The following is a 25322-nucleotide window of genomic DNA, read 5'->3' on the forward strand; positions in this document are numbered from 1 at the left end:
GTGGTGAGAAGTATATGACGGCAATTATAGAGACGAAAGATCTTAGCATTACATTTGGCGGTCATACCGCGGTAGATTCTGTCAGCATCTCAGTCCCGCACAATCATTTCAAATCAATCATCGGTCCGAACGGTGCCGGAAAAACGACTTTCTTCAACTTGTTGAGCGGGCAGCTCATGCCAACGAATGGACAGGTCATGTATAAAGGCAGCGAAATAACCAAGCTCTCTCCTACAAAAAGAACGAGGGCAGGAATCGGACGGTCCTTCCAGATCACTAATGTATTCCCAAACCTGACGGTGATGGAAAATGTCCGTCTTGCGGTCCAGTCACATGAAGGAGTCCGTTTTCAGATGCTCAGGCATTTTCGTTCTTTTAATAAGTTCGAGGAGAAGGCAGAAGAGTGGCTGAAGCTTGTCCTGCTCGATGACAAGAAGGATGCACTGGCAAGGAATCTTGCCCACGGTGAAAAAAGAAAGCTGGAAATCGCGATGCTGCTTGCTTTGAACACTGAGGTGCTGCTGCTCGATGAACCGACAGCAGGCATGTCACTCGAAGAGGTTCCGGCAATCCTGGAGGTAATCAGGAAAATCAAACAACGCGGCGACCGGACGATCATTTTGATCGAACACAAGATGGATATGATCATGGATCTTTCTGATTCCATCATGGTCTTGTTCAATGGTGCCCTGCTCGCCGATGGAACGCCTAAAGATATTATGAAAAATGAAATGGTCCAGTCTGCATATTTGGGAGGTTTGCATAGTGAGCACGCTGCTGAAGCTTGACCAGGTTGAGACATTCATCGGCCAGTATCATATCCTTCAAGGTATCTCATTTGAAGTGCCAAAGGGGGAGGTTACTGTATTACTTGGCCGGAATGGAGCCGGGAAAACAACAACGCTCCGAACGATCATGGGGCTGAATCCGGCCGCTAAAGGTTCAGTTTTATTTAAAGGAGAAGAAATTAAGAGTCTGCCAACTTTTACGATTGCAAATAAAGGGATCGGTTATGTTCCCGAAGACCAGGGGATTTTTGCTGGGCTTACTGTCGAAGAGAATATTAAAGTGGCGGTCAAAAAAGAAAATGAAGAAACCCTGCAGCGGCTTGAGTGGATTCTTGATCTTTTTCCTGACTTGAAAAAATTCTGGAAAAAACCGGGCGGACTATTGAGCGGCGGGCAGAAGCAGATGCTTTCCATCGCAAGAGCATATGTCAATGATAATGAATTGCTCTTGATCGATGAACCAAGCAAAGGCCTCGCTCCCATCGTTGTCGAGAAGGTAATGGAATCCATCCAGCAAATGAAGGATAAAACAACAATCATTCTTGTTGAACAAAACTTCATGATGGCCAGCACGATTGGCGACAGCTTTTACATTATCGATGATGGCAGGACGGTATCGAACGGCTCGATGAACCTCCTCCGTGAGGACGAAGAAATGAGACGGAAATATCTCGGTATTGCTTAGGATAGGGGGGAGCAAAAGTGGATGTATTAATAAACTTGAGCCTTAATGGCCTAGCCACGGGAATGCTGATCTTCCTCCTGGCAGCCGGCCTTACTTTGATTTTTGGCCTGATGGATGTGCTTAATTTTGCCCATGGGGGATTGTTTGCCTGGGGAGCGTACAGCGGCATTTGGATTTATACCTCGACAGGAAGCTTTTTTATTGGGATCATCGGCGCCATCCTTACTGGTATGATCCTCGGAATTGTAACCGAACGCTGGATCATTAAACCTGTTTACGGCAACCATGTTCAGCAAATATTAATCACGCTCGGCTTGATGCTTGTTTTATCGGAGATGTTAAAAGTCGTATGGGGACCTAACCAGATATCAGCGGTAACCCCTGATTACCTTTCAGGCAGCTGGGAGTTTGGCGGGATCATCATCATCAAATACCGTGTTTTCATCATTGCCGTAGGATTTGCGGTATTCCTTGCTGTACAATACCTGCTTAAAAAGACAAAGATTGGCCTGGTCGTTCGCGCTGGGGTCATGAACAAGGAAATGGTCCAATCGCTAGGAGTCAACATACAGAGAGTATTCATGTTCGTATTCATGATTGGAGCCGGCATGGCTGCTCTTGGCGGGATGCTCCTGGGGCCATATTCTGGCGTGATTTATGCGGATATGGGGATGGAGTTCGCGATCCTTGCGTTCATCGTAGTGGTCATCGGGGGAATGGGAAGCTTTACCGGCTCGGTGATGGCTGCGATTTTGGTGGGACTGTCAGGCTCTTTCATGGCCTATTATGTGCCGGACCTTGCGCTGGCAGCTAATATGCTGCTGATGGCAGTCGTATTGATCTTCAGGCCACAGGGCTTATTCGGGACAAAGGGGTGAGGGGATAATGACTAGAATGTTTTCAAATCGAATGAACATCTTATATTTGATTGTCGCTGGATTCCTGGCAGTACTTCCTTTTGTCTACGATTCAAGAAGCATGCTCATCCTTCTCTCCCAAGTGTTCATTTTTGCCGTATTGGCGATGAGCTATGACATACTGCTCGGATACACAGGCATCGTCTCGTTCGGCCATGCGATGTTCTTCGGAATCGGGGCTTACACGGTAGGTGTCTTCATGAAAAGGTTCGAGCCCGAAACAAGCTACTTTCTGCTGGCTGTACTGGTCACGATTCTGCTGACTGCTGTGGTAAGTTATTTCGTCGGGCTGCTGACACTGCGCCTGAAAAGTCATTTTTACGCGATGTTGACGATGGCATTCGCTGGATTGTTTTTAGTGCTCGCTGAAAAATGGCGCACTGTTACTTATGGAAATGATGGCTTCACTTTCAGGGTGCCGGATTTCCTGAAGGACCGGACTGACTTTTACCTGATTTGCCTAGGTTCCATGGTCATTGTATTCATTTTATTAAAAAGGTTCACCAACTCACCACTCGGAAGAGTCCTTCAGGCAATCAGGGAAAATGAACAGCGGACAGAATCGCTTGGATATAGCGTTTTACACTATAAAGTCATTGCTAGTGTCGTATCCGGAGTCATCGCTGGGATTGCAGGGATTTTATATGCTGTTTCTTTACGGTTCGTGAACACTAGTGTATTCACGATGGATATCACGCTTGATGCGTTGCTGATGACAATCATTGGCGGAGTCGGGACACTTGTCGGGGCGATTATCGGCGCGGGAATCATCGAGTTTTCACATCACTGGCTCACAGAGCTGGCGAAGGTTCACTGGATATTCGAAAGATGGATTATCTTTTTCGGCATCATTTATATCCTCGCAGTCATGTTCTTCCCGATGGGAATCGTCGGTTCCTTGCAGAAGCTGAAATTCAGAAAGAAAAAGAAAACATCGATTCCGGTTGAATCAGAGGCTGTAAGTCAGGGAGATTCGTGATGGAAACGAAGCAAGTTACTTCATTCGTACTTCGTTTCCAGCTCGCGGACATTGAAATGGACAGCGGCAGAAAATACTGGAGGGTCAAGGTAACCCATGTGCAGGAAGAAAAAGAAGCAGTGTTTGATTCCGTAGAATCGGCAATGGAATTTATTAAAGAAATTGTTGGAGAATCATAGATGCGGTATTTACTTTAAAAGAAAAGTATAAACTTTTTGCACTAAGATTAGGGTCTAGCTCCAGCGCTTGTACTTTTCTTATAGGAGGGAAGAAGATGCAGATTGGCATTGTCAGTACGGGAATCTACCTTCCTGAAACCTATGTCACAGGAGCGGAAATTGCCCGGTTGGCAGGAATTCCTGAACAAGTTGTGGAAGAAAAAATGGGAATAAAGAAAAAGCCGGTGCCCGGTCCGGGTGACCATACATGTGAGATGGGAATCAAGGCTGCGAGAATTGCATTGGCAAAAACAAACATAGAACCAATGGATATCGACCTCGTCATCTATATAGGCGAGGAATACAAGGAGTATCCATTATGGACAGCCGGAATCAAGCTGCAGGAGGAAATCGGTGCAAGGAATGCTTGGGCCTTCGATACGTCATTAAGATGCGGAACGACCGTTATGGCCCTGAAGCTGGCTAAAGGAATGATGCTCTCTGATTCGGCGATCAATACTGTCCTCCTCGCCGGTGGCTATCGTAATGGTGATTTCATAGATTACCAGAATCCGAGAACTCGGTTCATGTACAATCTTGGGGCCGGCGGAGGTGCGATTTTATTGCAAAAGGGCCATCAGGAGAACGTGCTGCTAGAAACAGAAATGATTACCGATGGATCTTTTTCCGAGGATGTCGTGGTGGTTGCTGGCGGGACGAAAAATCCGATTTCAGTGGAGAATCTAGAAGGGGGACTGTACCAGCTTGATGTTCTGGATCCCCGGGGAATGAAAGAACGGCTTGAGCAAAAATCGATGGCCAATTTCCTGAAGGTCATCCGTAGGTCCGTCGAGAAAAGCGGATTTTCCGAAAAGGACATCGCCTACGTTGGGATGCTTCACATGAAGCGGTCGGCACATGATTTTGTCTTGAGCGAGCTAGGACTATCACAAGAAAATTCCATCTACCTCGAAGACTATGGGCACATTGGTCAGATTGACCAGATCCTGTCGCTGGAACTGGCAGAAAAGGCAGGGAAAATAAAGGATGGGGATGTTGCCGTTCTTGTCAGTGCTGGGATCGGCTATGCCTGGGGGGCAACAACTATTCGCTGGGGAAAGGGCGTGTTGTAATGGAAAAAACGGCAGTAGAATTGAAGAAAGTTAATTTGAGGAATGGAGAAACGATCGCTTATAGGGAACGAGATGGCGGAACTAAAAATGTTTTGTTGATACACGGTAATATGACATCCTCCAAACACTGGGACTTGCTGATTGATCAGATAAATCCTGAATATAAAATTTTTGCGATTGATATGCGGGGATTTGGTGAGTCCAGCTACCGTAAGCCAATCATGTCCATTAAGGATTTTTCTGATGATGTCAAGATGTTTGTAGATGAAATTGGGTTGAAGGATTTTGCCATTGTTGGCTGGTCGACGGGAGGAGCGGTAGGAATGCAGTTCGCCGCTGATTACCCTGATTATTGTGAAAAACTTGTGCTGCTCGCATCTGCATCAACGAGAGGATATCCGTTCTTCGGCACGAGTGAGGAAGGTCTGCCGGATATTAACAACCGGCTGGTTACTTATGAGGATGTAAAGACGGATGCTGGTAAAACGATTGCCGTCCAGACGGCCTATGACCAGCAAAATAGAGGATTTTTAAAGGCAATGTGGAATATGTTGATTTATACCGAACGTCAGCCGGAAGAACGGCATTATGACGAATATGTTGATGATATGCTGACACAGCGAAATTTGGCTGAAGTCTACCATTCTCTTAATACATTCAATATCAGTGGTGTGAACAACGGTTTGGGAGATGGTACTGATCAGGTGAAGGACATCCAGATTCCTGTACTTGTGCTTCGAGGCGACCGGGATCTCGTTGTTACTCAGAGGATGGCAGATGAAATTGTCGAGGATTTTGCAGGCCGGGCAAAGTTTATGGAACTGAAGGATTGCGGACACTCGCCATTAGTGGATGATCTGGATCAGCTATTGCAGCATATTGAAGGATTTTTAGCAGAGTAGGAAGGTGTTTTTATGAGATTGAAAGATAAAGTAGCGATTATTACAGGTGGAGCGAACGGGATAGGGCTTGCTGCGGCTAAGACTTTTGCCAGTGAAGGCGCAAGGGTTGCAATGGCGGATTTTGATGAAGAAACAGGATCCAAACGTGCAGCCGAACTATCAGCTGAGGGCTATGAAGTCGCTTTTTTTCAGGTTAACGTTGCCGACAGAGCCAGTGTTGACTCGATGGTCCAAAACGTCCTTAGCCACTTTGGCAAGATTGATATTTTAATAAATAATGCAGGCATCACCAGGGATGGGATGCTTCACAAGTTGGCGGTTGAAGACTTTCAGAAGGTCGTTGATGTCAACCTGACCGGCGTGTTCAATTGCGCCCAGGCGGTTGTCCCAGCGTTGGTCCAGCAAGGTTCAGGGAGAATCATCAATACATCTTCAGTTTCCGGCATATACGGCAATGTGGGACAGACAAACTACGCAGCAACAAAAGCCGGAGTCGTCGGGATGACGAAAACATGGGCAAAGGAACTTGGCCGAAAAGGCATCAACGTCAATGCAGTCGCACCAGGATTCATTGAAACGGGTATGACTGCCGCAGTGCCGGACAAAGTGATCGAACAAATGAAAATGCTTGTACCGCTTGGCAGGCTCGGTTTGCCAGAGGACATTGCCAACGCTTATTTGTTCCTTGCCTCGGACGAATCGAAATATATAAACGGCACCACCCTTCATGTAGATGGCGGGATTATGATGTAAGAACAAAAAGCGGATGCGCCTCGTTCAGCCCCGACAAGCGCTGGAGGGCCGACCGGTGAAGTCGTTCTTTGACTTCATTGGGCGGACCGAAGCGACTCGAGGGGCTAGGCGCTGGAGCTGGATTAGGACCACTATATGTAGTTATCCAAAACTAAATAACTTTATTAACCGTAAAAGCGCACTTGATGCGCTTTTTATTTTTGGGTAAGGAGGGGTGGGAAACTGTTGTAACTGGGAATAAAGCTTCACCAACGGGAATTAAAATTGTCGCAACGGGGATAAAAACTCCGCCAGCGGGATTAAAATGGCTTCAACGGGGATAAAAACTCCGTCAACGAGGATTAAATTTTCCCAACGGTTAAAACTTCGAGTCCGCAGAAAAAATTTGCTCAACCGTAAATATATTCGAGCTAACCGTAAATAAAATGATCTCAACCGTAAATAAAACTTATACAACCGTAAATAAACTTGTTTTAACCGTAAATAAATCCCCCCAACCGGTATTAAAAATAATTGTTCCCACTGCAATTGGCCAGAAGGTGCTCTAAAATACCAAACATGCATTGCATCCAACCTTTTGTTTCCGCTGTAATCACTTTAGGGTTAACTACCCTCCAAAAGTGGTAAATGTATAAAAAAAGAATGAGGTGCTAGACATGGAAGAGCAAAAACAAAAATACTACTTTAATATAGAAAGCGGAGAGGTGCTGGATAGGCCTGCTGAACCTGAGGGGCATTTTACCTTGATCGCGACGGGCGAAGAAATAAAGGATTTGCGTGAATATCTGGATGAAAATTATAATGCGGACTGGGCGACATACGGAAATTCCCATCTGCATCCTTTTAAGGATCCAGACCGTGAACATGCCGAATATGACCATGCGCTGAAGGAAATATACGCAATGGTTTACAGGTTTGGCGATGCCGAAGCGAAGAATCATGTAAGAAACATGGGGATTTTGACAGAAGAAGAGTTGCATAGATAGAGAAAACAGAACACCACAGCAAAACATGCTGTGGTGTTTATTTATTCTTTAAAAGAAAGAAGAAACTTTTAGCACAATGATAAGTGTGTAGCTCCAGCACTTATCGGGGCTGACCAAGGCGCTTCCGCTTTTCTTATCGATATGTAACTATCCTGTAACTCCCATTTCCTAAAATAAACCCATCATGACGAGAGAGGGAGAGATTGCGGTGAGGTGGGAGCTCGATTGGCTTGAAGCAAGAGCAAGTTTGACCCCTAAGGCCGCTGCGATTGTCGATGCAGAGACAGATCAGGGCTGGTCTTACAGCGAAGTCAATGATCGGGCTAAAGCAATCGCGGCGTGGTTAAAAACAAATGGGGTTAAAAAGGGAGACAGAATAGCCTTGCTCGCGCCAAATGGAATAAGTTATTTTGATATGCTGTTTGCCTGTGGAAAGATTGGCGCCATTTTCGTCCCCTTGAACTGGAGGCTATCTGTGGATGAATTAGCCTTTATTATAAAAGATTGTGAACCCACGATCCTTGCGTTCCATTCAAATTTTACAAAAGAGGTGACGATGATCTGGGGTGAGGAAGACCGCTGTATTCAAATCAATGGTACGCGGATGTCGCGGCTGATTGAGGAATCTGCTGGCCAGCGTGAAATGCGTGAAATGGATTTAGATGAGGAAGACCCTTTGGCGATGATTTATACAGGCGGTACTACCGGGAAGCCAAAAGGAGCGGTTCTGTCACATCGGGCAATCATCTGGAACAGTATTTCCACGATCGCCAGCTGGAATCTGACGAATGAGGACACGACAGTGACATATTTACCTTTGTTCCATACCGGCGGTTTGAATGCTCTTTCTGTTCCTATCCTAATGGCAGGAGGAAAGGTCGTGCTGGCAAATGATTTTACCCCAGAAAAGGCGATCGGGAATCTAATAAGGTATAAATGCAGTATTGTCCTTTTTGTGCCAACGATGCACCACATGCTTGTAAAATCGGAACAGTTCAATGAAGCGGAATTTCTGGATATGAAATTATTTTTATCTGGAGGTGCGCCGTGCCCGCACGAAATTTATGAAGCATACAAACAGAAGGGTATCGCCTTCAAGGAAGGGTATGGACTGACAGAAGCTGGCCCGAATAATTTTTACATAGACCCTTCAGAGGCGGATGTGAAAAGAGGATCAGTCGGCAAACCGATGCTGTTCAATTCCATCAAAATCATGAGCGAAGACGGAAGCGAAGTTCTTGCCGGTGAGGTGGGGGAACTTGCTATCAAGGGCAAGCATGCGTTCTCCTATTATTGGAAAAATGAAACTGCGACCGATAGTACTTGGAAGGATGGCTGGCTTCACACAGGCGACCTTGCAAGAAAGGATGAAGACGGCTACTACTACATTGTCGGCCGGAAAAAAGAAATGATCATCACAGGCGGTGAAAATGTATACCCCCTCGAAATAGAACATTGGCTTTTCTCACATCCATCCATCCAGGAAGCTGCGGTTGTTGGGGTGGCAGATGATAAATGGGGTGAAGCAGTAACGGCCTTTGTTGTAATTGAAGAAGGAGCGGCGTTGTCGGAAGTTGAAGTTAAGAAATATTGCAGACAAAAGCTAGGGAGCTATAAAGTTCCTAAAAATATTCATTTTGTCAGTCAGATGCCGAAAACACATGTCGGGAAAATCGATAAGAAACTGTTAAAGGAAATGGCAAGAAAAAATCAGAAGCCAGTAAGTTGAAAAAGGGATACAGGAATATAACGAGATTTTAAGGAATAAAGCCGAAGTTCAGGGCGAAAGCTCAACATAACCAGACCCAATCAACAGCCTGAAACATGAAAAAGGGCATTTCAGTCAGCATTTGCAGACTGGAATGCCTTTTCATCTTTTATAAAAAAGCACAGCCAAATATTAAACAGGAAAAGTGACGATAACAGCAGCATGACGCCTTTGAATGGCAAAACTGCGGCGACTGGAGGAGCCAGGCTTGCTCCGATCAGCAGGATGAACGAATATAGTGAGAGTGCTTTTGCCCGCTGGCTGCTGCCGTAAAAACCAATCAACGTAATAACTGTAGGGATGACGAGTGATATAGAAGAAACAAAAGAGATTGAAAATAGGATTAATGCTTCAGTCATTTGTAAGAATAGCAGCATGAACGCACTGACAGACCCAATAGCCAGACCGAACATCAGTGTACGCAACTCCCCCCACCAATCCATCAATTTTCCTGTAAAAAGGGATAGGGCAGCTCCAATCAAGCCAACAAGCCGAATCATCAGCAGGTCTGCTGCATGTCCGGCGAAAAAACGGCCAATCGCATCATAGAAGGCGATGATCGCAAACAGGAGTGAAAAGGTGATTACATAACACTTCACAAGCCGCTGGTCTTTAAACAATTGATAGAAAATGCTCATCAAAGGTTTTTGTTCGACAGGCTTTGCTGGTGGTTCTATCAGCAGGAAAAAGGCTGCTGCGAACAGAATAAAATAGATGGCAGCAAAGAAAATGTAGACTGCGTTCCAGGAGAATGCGTCGGCAAGGAAAGCGCTGGCAACTTGGCCAAAGATGCCTGCAATCAAAAAGCCAGTGTTGATTAATACAACCAAAATGGTCCTTTGCCGGAAAGTGAAAAGGTCGTAAGAGTAGGCAAACGCGACTGAAGCGAACGTAGCCAATGTCATTCCCTGCAGTGAACGGGTGATCCACAAACTGAGGGAACCCGACGAAAACCCGACAGCCAACGTTGTCATGGCAGATGCCAGTAATCCAAACACAAGGATTTTCCTCCGGCCTGTGGAATCGGATACCGGGCCGAATGACAGCAGTCCACAGGCATAGAAAAATGTGAACAATCCTCCAGCCAGCACGACATGTGACTCAGCGATTTCCAGGTTATCCGCGAGCACGGAATAAATGGGAATCAACGTATAAATATTGCTTGCAACCATGATGGCGCAAGTCGTAAGTAGAATGGATGCCTTTTGAAAAAAGATCAAAGACTTCATGAGTATCACCTGCCATCAACAATATATGCAGTTGCCCAGGCTTTTGCAGGTTGTTTTCGGAAGGGCTTTTCTGTAAAAAAAAAATTAGCTGGCATTTCCACAATCTTTGGGAAAAATTAACGGGCTGTTCGCTTCCAAAATCGGTGTAGAAAAAGGTATAATGAATGCTATATAGAACAATCGTTTGGTATGTAGAAGGCGCATGAATCTGAAGCGCCTTTTTCAGTTTTAATAGTGATACAGAGATAGATATTTTAAGAGAGAAAGGGGAAGTCAGATGTCTGTACGTTTAGTACTGGGGCGCTCGGGAAGCGGTAAGACCGAGATGATCATAAAGGAAATCAAGGACAGGCTCATTTCGGACCCTCAGGGGGACCCGGTTGTTTATCTTGTCCCTGAACAAATGTCATTTCTTTCCGAATACAGATTGTCCACTGACCCCGAGCTTGGGGGGATGATCAGGGCGCAGGTTTTCAGCTTTCCGCGACTTGCCTGGAGAATCCTGCAGGAAACAGGCGGATATACTCGCCAGCATTTGGACAGCGTCGGGATCAGCATGATGATCCGCAAAATCATTGAGGATAAAAAGGACGATCTGAAAATCTTTCAAAAGGCAGCGGATAAAAATGGCTTTGTCCAGCAGATGGAGCAGATGCTGATTGAGTTCAAACGCTATGCGATCAACCCGGATGAGCTCGCTGGAAAAATGGAGGAAAGCTCTGCAGGCAATAAAGCGCTGAAGGATAAAATCCATGATCTTGAGCTAGTCTATCGTCAATTCGAAGATGAATTATTCGGCAAATATATAGATTCAGAGGATTACTTCAAACTGCTAGCCGAAAAAATCCCTGCCTCACAATATTTAAAAAATGCAGAAGTATACATCGATGGTTTTTACAGTTTCACGCCACTTGAATTGATGATCATTGACCAGCTGATCGGCGCTTGTAAAAGGGTGACAATCGCGCTGCCCGTCGACAAGAGTTTTAAAGAAGAGCAGCCTGACGAACTGCATTTATTCAGGGTAACTGGAGAAACCTGCTCCACGCTGTATGACATGATTAGAACAAAAGACTATGAATTGGAAGAAGACATTGTGCTGACAGAGCAGAGACGCTGGCAGGGTGAATCCCTCCAGCATCTTGAAAGAGAATTCGATTCCAGGCCTGCAGTCAAATATAACGGAGAGGCCGAGATCCATATCGCCCAGGCTGCCAACAGAAGGGCGGAACTTGAGGGGGTTGCCCGCAAGATTCTCGGACTTGCAAGGGATAATGGTTACCGCTACCGTGATATTGCGGTTTTGATGAGAGGCAGCGAATACCGCGAAGTGCTTGAAACGATTTTTGATGATTATGGACTTCCTTACTTTATCGACCAGAAGCGGAATATGCTTCATCACCCATTGATTGAACTAGTCCGCTCCAGCCTTGAAACAGTATTGGGAAACTGGCGATATGAACCGATTTTCCGTGCAGTAAAAACTGACTTATTGTTCCCGGATGGCGTTAATCTGAACAAGATGCGCGAACAAATGGATGTGCTGGAGAATTATGTACTGGCATTTGGCATCCAGGGAGATAAATGGACGAAAAAAGAACGATGGAAATATCGAAGGATCCGCGGCCTGGAGTATGACGGTGTGGCCCAGACGGATGCAGAAAAACAGACTGAACAGGAACTGAATGACCTTCGTCTGTTGATTACTTCTCCGCTGCTGCGTATGGCCCGCCGCCTGAAGCGCGCTGACACAGGAAGGAAGCTTTCGGAAGCAGTCTATCTATTCATGGAAGAGCTTGATATTCCAGCTAAGCTTGAGGCATGGAGAATGGCGGCTGAACAGGAAGGAAGGCTTGTAGAGGCGAGGGAGCATGAGCAAGCCTGGAATGCGGTGATCAACCTTCTTGACCAATTCGTCGAGATGCTCGGTGACACGAAAGTTGCACCAAAACAGTTTGTTTCCATTCTTGATGCTGGTTTTGAATCACTCAGATTCTCCCTGATTCCGCCGGCAATTGACCAAATATTGGTTGCCGACCTTGAAAAGACAAGGCTTGCCGATGTTAAAGTCGCATTTGTCATCGGCGTCAATGAAGGTGTTCTTCCAGCGAAGATGACGGAGGAAGGAATTTTTGCAGATGATGACCGGGAGCTTTTGCAGTCAAAAGGCATTAAGCTTGCTCCGAGCAGCCGAACGAAGCTGCTGGACGAAAACTTTATTGCTTACAAGGCATTTGTGACACCGTCGGAACAACTGTATATCAGTTACCCGATCGCCAATGAAGAAGGGAAGGCTTTGATGCCGTCTTCCTTCATTAAGAGGATCTCTGACCTCTTCCCTGAACATCAAACGCATTTCTACCTGCCGGATCCATCGGAATTGCCGGAAGAGGAGCAAATAGAGTACGCTGCTGGTGAGAATGTTGCCTTGTCCTATCTGACCTCCCAGCTTCAATTGATGAAGCGCAATTATCCTGTCTATGATTTTTGGTGGGATGTGTACGATTATTATTTAAAGAATGTTCAATGGGCTGATACTGCACGCAAGGTTCTTTCAAGCTTATTTTACGAAAACAGAACGAAGCAGTTGTCTGAAGAAGTCACGAGGGAGCTTTACGGTGATGAAATCCAGGCGAGTGTCTCAAGGATGGAACTGTTCAACAGCTGCCCGTTCTCGCATTATGTCCAGCATGGATTGAAGCTGCGTGACCGCCAGATTTTCCGTCTTGAAGCTCCTGATATCGGGGATCTCTTTCATGCTGCGTTGAAGGAGATTGCTGAGACAGTCATGCAGCAAAATCTCAGCTGGGCTCAGCTAACTAGAGCACAGGCTGAAGAACTGGCAAGGGATGCAGTCCAAAAGCTGGCTCCAAAACTGCAGAATGAGATTTTGCTAAGTTCGAACAGGCACCATTATATCAGGCAGAAGCTGCAGAATATCATCAGCCGCGCGTCGCTTGTTTTAAGTGAGCATGCCAAGGTCAGCGGATTTTCACCAGTAGGCTTGGAGCTCGGCTTTGGCCGCCAGGGAAAACTGCCGCCGCTTGCTTTTTCGCTTAAAAATGGTACCAAGATGGAGCTCATGGGCCGGATTGACCGCGTCGATAAAGCAGAGGACGACCAGGGAGTGTATCTGCGGGTCGTCGATTATAAATCCAGCGTGAAGGATGTCAATTTGACGGAAGTATATCATGGTGTCGCCCTTCAGATGCTCACCTACCTGGACATCATAATCACTCATTCACCATTGCTGGTCGGCAAGGCTGCTGACCCGGCGGGGGTCCTGTATTTCCATGTCCATAACCCTATTGTCAACGCATCGAAAATGTTGACACTTGATGAAATTGAAGAGGAAATCCTCAAACGCTTTAAAATGAATGGATTGCTGCTCAGCGATGAAAATGTGATCAGGCTGATGGATAAAGGTTTGGATACAGGGAGCTCGCAGATTATTTCCGCAGGTTTTAAAAAGGATGGAAGCTTGCTTAAAAGCTCAAAGGTAGCCAGTAAGGAAGACTTTGACCATATGCGGCAATTTGTCCGCCATAAGTACGTGGAGACTGGTAACAGGATCGTCAGCGGAATCGTAGATGTTGCGCCGTATAAGCTTAAGGACAGGGCACCATGTACATTCTGTTCCTTCAAGCCGGTCTGCCAGTTTGACCAGACGGTGGAATCTAATGATTTCAGGAAGCTTCCTGTCATTAAGAAGGAAGATTTGCTAGAGTCGCTCCGGCAAGATCCAGGCATTAAGGCAAACGGTGGCTTGTCTGTAGAAAATGATAAATTAGAAGAAATCAAGAAACTGGATATTCTAGCATCAATCGGAGAGGAGGAAGAGGATCTTGGCTAAAAGGAATATACCGCCAGTACCGGAAGGGGCAACCTGGACGGAGGATCAGTGGAAGGCGATCATGGCCTCAGGGCAGAATATCCTTGTAGCAGCGGCAGCGGGGTCGGGGAAAACTGCGGTGCTTGTTGAGAGAATCATCAAGAAAATCACTTCGGAAAGCAATCCGATTGATGTTGATGAACTGCTCGTCGTGACATTCACCAATGCCTCTGCGGCTGAAATGCGCCACAGGATAGGAGAAGCGCTGGAAAAAGCGATCGACAGCAACCCGGCCTCAACCCATTTGAAAAAGCAGCTTAGCCTGCTGAACAGAGCGTCTATTTCAACACTCCATTCCTTCTGCCTTGAAGTGATCAGAAAATATTATTACTTGATCGATGTAGACCCTGGTTTTAGGATCGCTGATGAAACCGAAGGGCAGCTGCTTCGGGACGAAGTAATTGAGGATTTATTCGAAGAAGAATACGGAAAGGCAGATAACCAGCCATTTTTCAACCTGGTGGATGCGTTCACGAATGACCGCAGCGATGAAGGCTTGAAAGATATCATTGTCGACCTTTTTGATTTTGCCAGATCCAATCCTTCACCTGATGCATACCTGGATTCAATCGTTTCCATGTATGATGCAGCAGGCAGCGCGGCAATTGAGAACCTGCCCTTCATGAAAGTGCTCATTACGGATATTGAGCTCCAGCTCCAGGGAGCGAAACAGCTTCTTGAAAAAGGAATGGAGATTGCCAGAATGCCAGGGGGACCTGCGCCAAGGGCAGTTAATTTTACCGAAGACCTCCATGTGATTGATACTTTGCTTGCTGCAAAAGACAGTTCATGGGCAGATCTATATGAGGCGATTCAGCTGGCCAACTTTGGCAGGGCAAAAACATGCCGCAGTGATGATTTCAACAAGGATCTTGTAGATAAGGCGGCCAAACTTCGAGACCGGGCAAAGAAAATCGTTCAGGACTTAAAAGGGGAACTATTTTCAAGAAAACCTGAAAGTTTCCTGAAGGATATGCAGGAAATGAAGCCGTTGGTCTCTGTCTTGATCGATCTTGTAAAAGAATTCTCGAACCGGTTTGGAGAAGTGAAGCAGGAGCGTGGCCTTGTTGACTTCTCGGATCTTGAGCATTACACCCTGGATATTTTAACTTCGGAACCAGATGCGGAAAATGGTCTGCCTGTATTTCCTTCTGAAGCTGCAATAGCCTATCGCGACAAATTCAAGGAAGTCCTTGTGGACGAATACCAGGATACGAACATGGTACAGGAAGCGATCCTCCAGCTTGTGACAGCTGAAGGGGAAGCAGAAGGCAACCTGTTCATGGTTGGTGATGTCAAGCAATCGATCTACAAGTTCCGTCTTGCTGAGCCTAATTTGTTTTTAGGAAAGTACAACAGATTTACTTCCGATGGAGAAGGAACTGGATTAAAAATTGATCTGGCTAAAAACTTCCGGAGCCGCAGAGAGGTGCTTGACGGTACGAATTATTTATTCAAGCAAATCATGGGCATCAAGGTTGGCGAGATCCATTACGATGAGAATGCCGAGCTGAAAAAAGGAGCGCCGTATCCAGAGGATGACGAGTTCCCTGTTGAATTGCTCTTGATTGATAAAAGCGAGGGTGCATCAGCAGAAACAGATCATGATGAAGATAGTGAAACATTCGCAACTGAATTCGATGCGGACGATCTGGAACAGTCTCAGCTCGAAGCAAGACTGATGGCCAAGCATATTAAGGATATGGTTGAAGAGCGCCGTGGTGTCTATAATCCAAAGACAAAGACTTCCAAGCCCGTCAACTACCGTGATATCGTCATTCTTCTTCGCTCCATGACATGGGCGCCGCAAATCATGGAGGAATTCAAGCAGCAGGGCATCCCGATTTACGCGAACCTGTCCACTGGTTACTTCCAGGCGACAGAGGTAGCGGTCATGATTTCCTTGTTGAAAGTAATCGACAACCCTTATCAGGACATCCCTCTCGCTGCTGTCCTGAGATCCCCTGTTGTCGGACTGGATGAAGAAGAGCTTGCCATCATCAGGGTCAGCCAGAAGCGCGGTAATTTCTATGAAGCATTGACAGCATTCTGCCTTCAAAAGCCGTTGCCGGAAAATGAAGGATTGCATGAGAAGACAAGTCGCTTCTTCGAAAGTTTAAAGAGCTGGAGGACTTCAGCAAGGCAGGGGGCCGTATCAGATTTGATCTGGCAATTATACAGGGAAACCCGTTTCTTCGATTTTGCCGGCGGAATGTCAGGTGGCAAGCAGCGCCAGGCAAACCTGCGAGCACTATATGATCGTGCGAGGCAATATGAAGCCACGAGTTTCCGAGGCCTGTTCCGATTTTTGCGTTTCATTGAGCGGATGAGGGAGCGCGGAGATGACCTCGGGGCCGCCAGAGCTCTTGGAGAACAGGAAGATGTGGTCAGGATCATGACGATCCACAGCAGTAAAGGTCTTGAGTTCCCGGTAGTATTCGTGGCCGGTCTTGCACGGAATTTCAATACGATGGACCTGAAGAAATTTTACATGCTCGATAAAGAATTTGGCTTTGCAGCAAAATATATAAATCCTGAGAAGCGGATTTCCTTCCCATCCTTGCCGCAGTTAGCCTTCAAGCGCAAGCATAAGATGGAAATGTTAGCAGAAGAAATGCGAGTATTATACGTTGCCTTAACGCGTGCCAAGGAAAAGCTTTACTTGATAGGATCGGTTAAGGATGCCGAAAAAACGATCAGCAAGTGGCAGGACGACGCAAGCCATCCTGAGTGGCTGCTAGATGAATATTTAAGAGCGTCGGCTTCAGGCTATATCGATTGGATCGGTCCTGCAGTGATCCGCCATCAAGATTGTGACTCGATAAGGGGAAGTGAAGGTATCCTTCATCCAGGACTGGATGAGGAGATTACTAGACATCCTTCCAGCTGGAAAATCGAAAGCATTAAAGCAGAGGAAATCGCTTCATTTGCAGACGAAAAAACCGAAGAGCACGAAAGCTTGATGGACCTTGTTGGAGCAGGAAAGCCTGTAAATAAAGAATCAGAATTGGCAGAAACAGTGAGCAGGCAGCTTTCGTGGAATTATCACTTCAAGGAAGCGGCAAACCACCGTTCCAAACAGTCAGTTACAGAGCTGAAGCGCAATCACGAAACCAGGGATGAAGAAAGCGGAACACAGATAGTACGTCGGTTTACGAAGCCAATCCTTAACCGGCCAAGATTCATGCAGGAGAAAAAGCTTACACCTGCAGAACGTGGAACAGCGATGCATATGGTCATGCAGCATATTGATCTTAACCAGCCAGTTACCGAAATCTCGCTCGAGTTGCAGCTGGAGAAGATGGTGGAGAAGGAGTTGCTATTCCCTGAGCAGCGCGATGCTGTAGATAAAAAATGGATACTTGCCTTTTTTGAAACTGACATTGGCAAGCGGCTGTTAACTGCTGAAAAAGTTAGCCGGGAGGTTCCGTTTTATCTGTCATTGCCGTCAAAGGAAGTATATCCTGATTGGCAAGGTGAAGACGAGCCGATTTTTATCCAGGGGGTAGTCGACTGTATTTTTGAAGATGAAAAAGGTACAGTCCTGCTCGACTTTAAGACAGATGGAATTCATGACCGCTACAAAGGCGGGTTCGAGCAGGCAAAGCCGATTTTGGAGGAACGTTACCGAATCCAAATCAGCCTGTATGCCAGAGCAATCGAACAAGTGTGGAAGCAGCCGGTTGATGAAAAGTACCTTTATTTCTTTGATGGCGGCCATCTTCTTGAATTGGAGAATCTATAAAACAATGTTAAAAACCGGTGGGATGTGAATAATAATCCTGCCGGTTTTTTTCGGTTTGATATCCATTTTGACAGCGATATGCTTCACCGGAACAGAATTAGCCGATACATTTAAAAGACTCAAAACCTTTAGGCTTATATATTGGATCTATCTGCAGCAGTGGCACCCTGAAAAGCAGAACGCCGTATTTCGATCGCAGCTCATCGGGTTCTCCGCCCGAAAAAGGCAGAAAGCCGTATTTGGATCGTAGCTCATCGGGTTCTCCGCCCGAAAAAGGCGAACGTCGTAATTTCGGTCGCAGCTCATCGGGTTTTCCGCCCGAAAAAAGCAGATCGCAGTAGCTTCGGTCGCAGATCAAGGGTAGGGGAAAGAGACTTCATCTTGCAGAGGAGGGATCATCCAGTGGCAAAGAGAAAACAGTCCGGCACATGTGAATTATGCGGCAGGGAAGAGGTTGAGGTGACCATTCACCATCTGGTTCCTAAAGAAATGGGTGGCACTTTCATGCCTACTGCCAATCTATGTATCCCGTGCCATAAACAGATTCATGCTCTGTTCACGAATGAAGAGCTTGCATCGGGTTTGAACACGATTGACCGGCTCGGCTCCCATCCTGAATTGCAGAAGTTTTTGAAATGGATAAAAAAACAGCCTTCTACAAGGCTGCCGAAAATTACAAAGTCTAATGAGCGAAAAAGAAATAAACGCTAGTTATTTCCTACTGTCGGCTGGTCAATCAAATTGGCATCAAGGACATTGTTGGCGCTTAATCCATTATTCGTGACTATGAATCCGCCAGTATTGAACCCACCCTGCCCAGCGACTGTTTTAGAATTGCTTTTTGGCGAGATGAACAGCGTGTCGCCAAACTGCACCGTCCCGCCGCCTACATTCAATATTTGCACAGGACCTATTATTGCTGGCATTGAAAACATCCTTTTCTGCTTTTGTTTAGGCTTTTTTACCCATTGTTGCTGTCTTAAACTGATTGATAATCAGTGATAAAGACTAGAAGTTCCTTAATAAATCTATATGCCTTCCCCACTCGACTTGTTATTACGGGGCAAAAGCTGACGTATATGCTTTACCCTGGCTTCCATGGAAATATTGCGGCTGTTTCCAAGGTGCACAACAGACGAGGAAGAGGCTCCCATGATATCAATATTCCTCACTTTCAGTACAGGGTTAAGATTCTGGGTTGAGGTAACAATGCACTCATCTGTTGGTTGAAATGGGATCCCTTCCGAAAAAACAGGATACACATCGAAATTACCTTCTTTATCAAAAAATATCTCTGCCTCTCTTTGTACAGCCAGCGCTCTGGAAAACGCCTGTATTTGCTCAGAATCACCGATCTGGAAAATCGAGGAGAAGGATACAGAGTCGATTTTAATATGGTCAACACATGTTATTCTCTGAAGCATAGCGATCACGATATATCCGGCGACAGCGGGACAAATGGGCCAACAATCAACGATTCTGCCGGTGTATCAAAGGTTGCAGCCAGCTGAATTGTTTCAGCGTCCCCTACCATCAGCAGTGATGAACTCGAAACACCTATGACCCTAATGTCGCCGACACTAATATCCCGGTTATAGACTTGGAAATTCATTTTGAACGTCCTTCCTTTACATTATCCGGCAGGTTTTTCAGGAACAGGAATACTCCATTCTGGATTTCCTGCTTAAGCAAATCAATCACATTTTCATTTAACTGAGGACTTAATTCAGTACCTCTTTCACTCGATGATTGTTCTTTTAAATGTTGAGCCACTCTGACGGATAACTGTTTTTTGATATCATTTTTTATAAACTCGAAATATGAATCATCTACACTGATTCCCAGTTCCGTTTGGGCACTTCGGTAAATGTTCTCCAAATCAGATTCAAGATATTGGTTCAGTGCTGTTTCAATCTCGATTGTCCTTTTAAATAACTGCTTTGGCGGAATCGGGACATTCACAGCCTTCTGATCAACGGTGAAATCATCAATCCCATCCAGTTCTGTTGGATTCAAGCCGATATTTAATGTTCCTTCAAGTGTTTCCACCTTCAACTGGTCGAATTTATACTCGATATTTCCGATTTGAACCGGCGGCCGCTCCTTTAGTGCAGCAATTTCCTGCTGAAGCTCGGAAACCAACTTCTCCAACCTGGCAGTCTTTCTGCTCTGGTGCTCCACATATAAATGCAGCTTCTGTAAATATTGATAAAATTCCGCATCCAAAATGAATCACCTCGAATCGACCAAATTTTAAAATCCTTTAATTCCTTTGAACCGGAGCCTGCAAAGGGACGGCAGGAGCTTCCAGTGTGCCGCCTGGCATATCCTCTAAGCCAGTTGTGACTTCTGTAGGGTGGACCGCCTCTGGAGCAGGTGCTGTAAATCCACCGGTGTTATATAGGTAGGAGACTGGCTTAATCATTCCTGCACTGCCAATTTGCAGAACAGAAGAGTTTGAGATTCCATCAATCCTCAAAAGGTTGATAGTGATTGATTGTTGTATATAAAAATTCATTCGATTCACCCGCATTATACATTCAGATAATTGCCTTGATCAACGGCATCTGTATCATAGGTATTTGTTGAGCTTTGGTTATTGTACACGGTCAATCCATCTCCGGTATTGAATGAGCCAGCTCCAGAAAATGTTTTTGCGTTGGAAACCGGGCTAATTCTGTATACGTCACCAATGTGGAAGACAGCGCTGTTTCCGAGTGAAATGACCTGTGCAACTCCTACAATTGCTGGCATTAAGCAACACCCTTTTTTTAGATTTCTTTATTATCGTATGTGCCCAAATGCAGAATGTGATTAAAATGCCCATTTGTTTCAATATGGTAAGCTTTTCGTCCTATAGATGTTTTAATATTTGTTGTATAACAGTTATTTTTTTTGTATAACAGCGACGGTAATATGTTAATATATTTATATATTTAGAATTATAAAATTATTCTACAGGAGGCAGATTATGAACGTACCATTGCTGTTAAAACAGTTTCTAGACCGGGCAGTGTCGCTTTATGGAGATAAGAAGGCGATTTTTTCTGAGGACAGGGCGCTTACATATAAGGAATTGAATGACAGAGTGAACCGGCTTTCAGGTGGATTAAGAAAGATAGGAGTATGCAAGGGTGACCGGATTGCCTACCTTGCCCCGAACTCGATCGAAATGCTCGAAGGTTTCTATGGTGTATTCCAGGTAGGCGGAGTTATGGTCCCATTGAACATTCGCCTGAAGCCGGATGATTATTTGTTCATTCTTAACCACAGTGAATCGAAAGTTTTGTTCGTGGACCAGGATTTATATCATTTGATCCAGCCAATCAAGGATCAGCTTGAAAGTGTTCAGCATATTATTGTCCACTACAAGGAAGATAGCCTGGATGAGATCAGTTATGACGAATGGCTTTTACAGCAATCTGCCGAAAGTTTTAATCGAGAAGAGCTTGATGAGAATGATGTCTGCAGTCTGCTGTATACAAGTGGGACGACTGGTAATCCAAAGGGTGTCATGCTTACTCACCGGAATAATTACCTCCACGCGTTGAGCACGATGCATCATTTACGCGTCAGCGATGAGGATGTCCTGCTCCATGTCCTGCCGATGTTCCATGTTAACGGATGGGGATCGCCATTTTATTATACGGCGAACGGCGCTTCGCAGGTATGTCTGCGAAAGACGACGCCCGAAACGATTTTTAACGCGTTGGAAAAACATAAAGTCAGCGTCATGCACATGGCTCCAACTGTGTTGAATGCATTGCTTCAGTTTTATGAAAAAAATGTCCCGAGCATTGAACAGCAGGTACGGGTGGTCATTGCCGGTTCTGCACCGCCTCCAGCATTCGTAACCCGAGTAGAAAAAGAACTTGGCTGGGAATTCATCCAGGTGTACGGCATGACAGAATCCTCCCCTTTAAGCACGATTTCAACTATCAGGTCGCATTTGAAGCAGCTTCCTTTGAATCAACAATACCGAATGAAAGCAAAAGCAGGAATATCCATGATTGGCAGCCAGGTAAAGGTCGTGAATGATCATGGAGATGAGGTTGCCCATGATAGTAAGGAAATAGGGGAAGTCATAACCCGAAGCAATGGAGTCATGAAAGGCTACTGGAAAAATGAAGAGGCAACGATGGAAACGATCCGTAATGGATGGCTCCATACCGGAGACATGGCAACAGTTGATGAATACGGCAACATTGATATTGTCGACCGCAAGAAAGACGTCATCATCAGCGGCGGCGAGAATATTTCCTCCATCGAAGTCGAGGGAGTATTGTATGACCATCCTGCAATCCTGGAAGCAGCAGTCATTGCGGTCCCACACGAAAAATGGGGCGAGACTCCGCATGCATATATTGTGCTTCGTGAAAATGAGCAGGTCACAGAACAGGAGCTTATTGCTTTTTCAAGAGAAAAACTGGCCCATTTCAAAGCAATTACAGGGGTTACATTTGTAAACGAACTGCCTAAAACAGCTTCCGGCAAAATCCAAAAGGTCCATTTACGGAATGAATACTGGGAAAACAATGGTAAGACGGGCAGATTTGTAAATTAATAGCCTAAGGGGACTGCCTTGCTAGTGGCGTCCCTTTTTCTTTCGATTCCTGCTAACCTTTGGCATGTTGGTATATTGTGTGATATACATAGATTGTTAACTATTGGATGGAATGAGGGGGAAGATGAAGATTAACGGACAGGTATCCGGAAATAGAATTAATTCAATTGACCGGATGCGAGGCTTTTCATTATTGGGGATCTTTTTTGTAAACATGATTTCATTCCATTCGCCTTATTTTTATATTGATCCTGAGACTTGGTGGGATGGAAGCGTAAATTTATTTACATACCGGTTCATTGATTTATTTGTCCAGGCCAGCTTTTATCCGCTGTTTGCGATGCTGTTCGGGTATGGGCTTGTTATTTTAAGAGAACGCACGCTTGAAAAAGGACTCAGGTTCAATCCGCTTGCTTTGAGGAGGCTGTCCATCCTGTTATTGATTGGTGTCATACATGCTTTCCTCATATGGGAAGGAGATATCCTCATAACATACGCGGTTTGCGGTTTTGCATTCCTTCTATTTATTGGCTGGAGTGCAAAAAGGCTTTTCATTACGGGATTGAGCTTATACATAGTCCCTAATGTCCTTCTGTTATTGATGCTCGGTGCAGCATCTGTGGCTGATGGAGGAGCGGAATTTTCGATGTACGACGGACAAGCGGCGGAACAGTCGATAGCAATCTATCAAACGGGCAGCTTTGCTGAAGTGACTGAGCATAGAATATCTGAATGGTATAAAAACAATAACCTGATGGGATTGTTCTTTTATTTGATCACGATTCTTCCTTTGTTCATGATTGGAGCAGGAGCGGCAAAGCTAAGACTTTTTGAGAATGTTCAGGAGAAGAGGAGAAGGATTGCAATCGCTGCAGCTGTACTCGCAACCCTTGGATTGTTGATAAAAGCAGTTCCCTACCTGTATGGCAAAACTTTGATGACAGATTATGCGCAGGATGTTTTTGGCGGCGCAATGGTTGCGATGGCTTATGCGCTGATTATTGCACTCGCTTCGGAGCTTGAACAATTGAACAGTTTGCTCTACCCGCTGGAAGCTGCCGGCAGGCTTTCAATCAGCAACTACCTATTCCAGTCGGTCGTATCGACTATGATTTTTTATAGTTATGGACTTGGATATTATGGGGAATTGTCCATTTTTTCAGGAACCATGCTTGCGCTTGGAATTTACGTGATTCAATTGGCATTCAGCAGCTGGTGGGTCAAAAGATTTTACTATGGGCCTGTCGAATGGCTGTGGCGAAGTGGCACGTATTTGAAAAAGCAGCGTTTTAAAAAGGGTGAAGCCTGATGGAGAAGGTCATCATTATCGGCTGCGGAGGCGCAGGAAAATCGACACTGGCCCGAAAGCTCGGAAAAATACTTAACTTAAAGGTGTATCACCTTGATGCAATGTACTGGAAACCGGGTTGGAAAATGACTGCAAAAGATGAGTGGAAAAGGCTAATCAAGCAAGTGATAGAACAAGATACATGGATCATGGACGGAAACTATGGCAGCACGATGGATATGAGGGCACAAGCAGCTGATACCATCATCTTCCTTGATTATTCTACTCCGAGGTGCCTGTACGGAGTTTTCAAAAGGAGAATCATGTACCATGGCAGGACAAGGCCAGATATGAATGAAGGCTGCCCGGAGAGGCTGGATTGGGATTTTATCAAATGGGTGGCGCAGTACAGAAGTAAAAAAGCTCCGGGCATTATTGCGAAATTAGAAGAGTTCAGGCTTCAGGGAAAAGGGATTTACCATTTTACAAATCCTCGTGAAACAGAGAAATTTATAGAAGAGCAGTCAATTAAAGGAGGACGTTAACATGAAGTTCGTTATGTATAAAAATGAATCTGGCCAGTTTATTGGAATTGTCAATCCAGAAGGGACTCATGTCCTGCCACTAGTTGATACCTATGAAAAAATGGGCGGTAAAAAAGCAATACCTGCTGATCTGCTTCAAGCCATTTCATTGGGGGAAGTATTTCATCAGGAAGCGGAGAAAACATTTCAATGGGTGAACGATAACAAACTGGACAGCGAGCTATTTATCCCGCTTGAGACAGTTGAATTGTTAGCGCCCATTCCACGGCCAGCCAAGAATATCTTCTGTGTCGGTAAAAATTACGCGGAGCATGCGATTGAAATGGGTAGCAAGGATGATATTCCTGAGCATATCATGGTATTCACAAAGGCACCTACCACTGTCATTGCCCATGATCAGAATATCCTCGCGCATAGCGAATTGACAGAGCAATTGGACTATGAAGGTGAGCTTGCAGTAGTCATTGGCAAGAAAGGAAAAGCGATCAAAAGGGAAGATGCTTTGGATTACGTGTTTGGTTACACAATCGTAAATGATGTGACGGCTAGAGACCTTCAGGCAAAGCATAAGCAGTTTTTCATTGGTAAAAGCCTTGACACCACTTGCCCGATGGGACCATGGATTGTCCATAAAACCACAATCGAAAATCCAAACAATCTGGATATAAAGACAACAGTAAATGGAGAAGTGAGACAGGATTCCAATACAGGAAACTTCATTTTCCCAGTAGAAGAGGTCATTTCAGTGCTCTCACAGGGGATGACACTCGAGCCTGGTGACATCATTGCTACAGGAACCCCCGCAGGAGTAGGAAAAGGCTTTAAACCGCCAAGGTTCTTAAGCTCTGGAGATACCATTGAAATAACTGTCGAAGGGATTGGGACTTTAAGGAATAGAGTAACAAAACAGTAAATGGCAATGATTCTCCTTATAGAATAAAGGAGAATTTTTTTTATTATATTATTGTAATATTAAAAATATTTTTTATC

General features: G+C 45.3%; 24 protein-coding genes. 17 read left to right on the forward strand and 7 right to left on the reverse strand.

Going from position 1 to position 25322, the window contains the following annotated elements; all coding sequences use genetic code 11:
- The first annotated feature begins 14 nt into the window (after positions 1-14).
- From DYI25_RS00925 to DYI25_RS00970, 10 genes are all read left to right on the forward strand, one after another.
- Entirely contained in the window at positions 15-788 is a 774-nt protein-coding gene (locus DYI25_RS00925; protein WP_213365864.1) for an ABC transporter ATP-binding protein, read from the forward strand.
- The gene (locus tag DYI25_RS00930; RefSeq protein WP_213365867.1) at positions 766-1473 is read left to right on the forward strand and encodes an ABC transporter ATP-binding protein; all 708 of its coding nucleotides are present in this window, start codon (positions 766-768) and stop codon (positions 1471-1473) included. The genes DYI25_RS00925 and DYI25_RS00930 overlap by 23 nt, the downstream gene beginning before the upstream one ends.
- Positions 1474-1490: 17 nt before the next feature.
- Entirely contained in the window at positions 1491-2351 is an 861-nt protein-coding gene (locus DYI25_RS00935; protein ID WP_213365870.1) for a branched-chain amino acid ABC transporter permease, read from the forward strand.
- Positions 2352-2367: 16 nt separating this feature from the next.
- Positions 2368-3369, forward strand: a complete 1002-nt coding sequence (locus tag DYI25_RS00940) for a branched-chain amino acid ABC transporter permease (RefSeq protein ID WP_213369310.1) — start codon at positions 2368-2370, stop codon at positions 3367-3369.
- Entirely contained in the window at positions 3369-3548 is a 180-nt protein-coding gene (locus tag DYI25_RS00945) for a hypothetical protein (RefSeq protein ID WP_213365873.1), read from the forward strand. Before DYI25_RS00940 ends, DYI25_RS00945 begins: the two co-directional genes overlap by 1 nt.
- Before the next feature lie 95 nt (positions 3549-3643).
- Positions 3644-4660 (forward strand): 3-oxoacyl-ACP synthase, encoded by a 1017-nt coding sequence (locus DYI25_RS00950; RefSeq protein WP_213365876.1) that lies wholly within the window; start codon positions 3644-3646, stop codon positions 4658-4660.
- The gene (locus DYI25_RS00955) at positions 4660-5562 is read left to right on the forward strand and encodes an alpha/beta fold hydrolase (protein WP_213365879.1); all 903 of its coding nucleotides are present in this window, start codon (positions 4660-4662) and stop codon (positions 5560-5562) included. Before DYI25_RS00950 ends, DYI25_RS00955 begins: the two co-directional genes overlap by 1 nt.
- A 12-nt stretch (positions 5563-5574) precedes the next feature.
- Positions 5575-6315, forward strand: coding sequence for a 3-oxoacyl-ACP reductase FabG (gene fabG, locus DYI25_RS00960; RefSeq protein ID WP_213365882.1), 741 nt, complete (start codon positions 5575-5577; stop codon positions 6313-6315).
- A 656-nt stretch (positions 6316-6971) separates the two neighbouring features.
- Positions 6972-7301, forward strand: a complete 330-nt coding sequence (locus DYI25_RS00965) for a hydrolase (protein WP_213365885.1) — start codon at positions 6972-6974, stop codon at positions 7299-7301.
- 208 nt (positions 7302-7509) lie between these two features.
- Positions 7510-9030 carry a class I adenylate-forming enzyme family protein gene (locus DYI25_RS00970; protein ID WP_213365888.1) on the forward strand — a complete coding sequence of 507 codons (1521 nt, stop codon included), beginning with the start codon at positions 7510-7512 and terminating at the stop codon, positions 9028-9030.
- A 110-nt stretch (positions 9031-9140) separates the two neighbouring features.
- Here the strand turns inward: DYI25_RS00970 and DYI25_RS00975 are convergent, their stop codons facing one another.
- Positions 9141-10298, reverse strand: a complete 1158-nt coding sequence (locus DYI25_RS00975) for an MFS transporter (protein ID WP_213365890.1) — start codon at positions 10296-10298, stop codon at positions 9141-9143.
- Positions 10299-10575: 277 nt separating this feature from the next.
- Here DYI25_RS00975 and addB point away from each other — a divergent pair, with 277 nt between their 5' ends.
- From addB to DYI25_RS00990, 3 genes are all read left to right on the forward strand, one after another.
- Positions 10576-14151, forward strand: coding sequence for a helicase-exonuclease AddAB subunit AddB (addB, locus tag DYI25_RS00980; RefSeq protein WP_213365893.1), 3576 nt, complete (start codon positions 10576-10578; stop codon positions 14149-14151).
- Positions 14144-17935, forward strand: a complete 3792-nt coding sequence (gene addA / locus DYI25_RS00985; protein WP_213365897.1) for a helicase-exonuclease AddAB subunit AddA — start codon at positions 14144-14146, stop codon at positions 17933-17935. Before addB ends, addA begins: the two co-directional genes overlap by 8 nt.
- A gap of 402 nt (positions 17936-18337) precedes the next feature.
- Entirely contained in the window at positions 18338-18646 is a 309-nt protein-coding gene (locus DYI25_RS00990) for an HNH endonuclease (protein ID WP_213365900.1), read from the forward strand.
- On the opposite strand, the gene DYI25_RS00995 is transcribed toward DYI25_RS00990, so the two are convergent.
- From DYI25_RS00995 to DYI25_RS01020, 6 genes are all read right to left on the reverse strand, one after another.
- Positions 18643-18861 (reverse strand): spore germination protein, encoded by a 219-nt coding sequence (locus DYI25_RS00995; protein WP_213365903.1) that lies wholly within the window; start codon positions 18859-18861, stop codon positions 18643-18645. The genes DYI25_RS00990 and DYI25_RS00995 overlap by 4 nt on opposite strands.
- Positions 18862-18963: 102 nt before the next feature.
- Positions 18964-19359 carry a spore germination protein GerPE gene (locus DYI25_RS01000; RefSeq protein ID WP_213369312.1) on the reverse strand — a complete coding sequence of 132 codons (396 nt, stop codon included), beginning with the start codon at positions 19357-19359 and terminating at the stop codon, positions 18964-18966.
- 5 nt (positions 19360-19364) lie between these two features.
- On the reverse strand, positions 19365-19547 hold the full coding sequence (locus DYI25_RS01005; RefSeq protein WP_213365906.1) for a spore germination protein GerPB: 183 nt from the start codon (positions 19545-19547) through the stop codon (positions 19365-19367).
- Positions 19544-20161, reverse strand: a complete 618-nt coding sequence (gene gerPC, locus DYI25_RS01010) for a spore germination protein GerPC (RefSeq protein WP_213365909.1) — start codon at positions 20159-20161, stop codon at positions 19544-19546. Before gerPC ends, DYI25_RS01005 begins: the two co-directional genes overlap by 4 nt.
- A gap of 37 nt (positions 20162-20198) precedes the next feature.
- Entirely contained in the window at positions 20199-20453 is a 255-nt protein-coding gene (locus DYI25_RS01015) for a spore germination protein GerPB (RefSeq protein ID WP_213365912.1), read from the reverse strand.
- A gap of 14 nt (positions 20454-20467) precedes the next feature.
- Entirely contained in the window at positions 20468-20689 is a 222-nt protein-coding gene (locus DYI25_RS01020; RefSeq protein WP_213365915.1) for a spore germination protein, read from the reverse strand.
- A 217-nt stretch (positions 20690-20906) separates the two neighbouring features.
- Between DYI25_RS01020 and DYI25_RS01025 the strand changes: the two genes are divergently transcribed.
- From DYI25_RS01025 to DYI25_RS01040, 4 genes are all read left to right on the forward strand, one after another.
- Positions 20907-22499: a long-chain-fatty-acid--CoA ligase gene (locus tag DYI25_RS01025; RefSeq protein WP_213365918.1), complete on the forward strand. Its 1593-nt coding sequence runs from the start codon at positions 20907-20909 to the stop codon at positions 22497-22499.
- Positions 22500-22623: 124 nt separating this feature from the next.
- Positions 22624-23808: a DUF418 domain-containing protein gene (locus DYI25_RS01030; RefSeq protein ID WP_213365921.1), complete on the forward strand. Its 1185-nt coding sequence runs from the start codon at positions 22624-22626 to the stop codon at positions 23806-23808.
- Positions 23808-24332: a DNA topology modulation protein gene (locus DYI25_RS01035; protein WP_213365924.1), complete on the forward strand. Its 525-nt coding sequence runs from the start codon at positions 23808-23810 to the stop codon at positions 24330-24332. The genes DYI25_RS01030 and DYI25_RS01035 overlap by 1 nt, the downstream gene beginning before the upstream one ends.
- A gap of 1 nt (position 24333) precedes the next feature.
- Positions 24334-25245: a fumarylacetoacetate hydrolase family protein gene (locus DYI25_RS01040; RefSeq protein ID WP_213365928.1), complete on the forward strand. Its 912-nt coding sequence runs from the start codon at positions 24334-24336 to the stop codon at positions 25243-25245.
- The last annotated feature ends 77 nt before the right edge of the window (positions 25246-25322 follow it).

It is taken from the genome of Mesobacillus boroniphilus, assembly GCF_018424685.1.
In the GTDB taxonomy this organism is placed as follows: domain Bacteria; phylum Bacillota; class Bacilli; order Bacillales; family Cytobacillaceae; genus Mesobacillus; species Mesobacillus boroniphilus_A.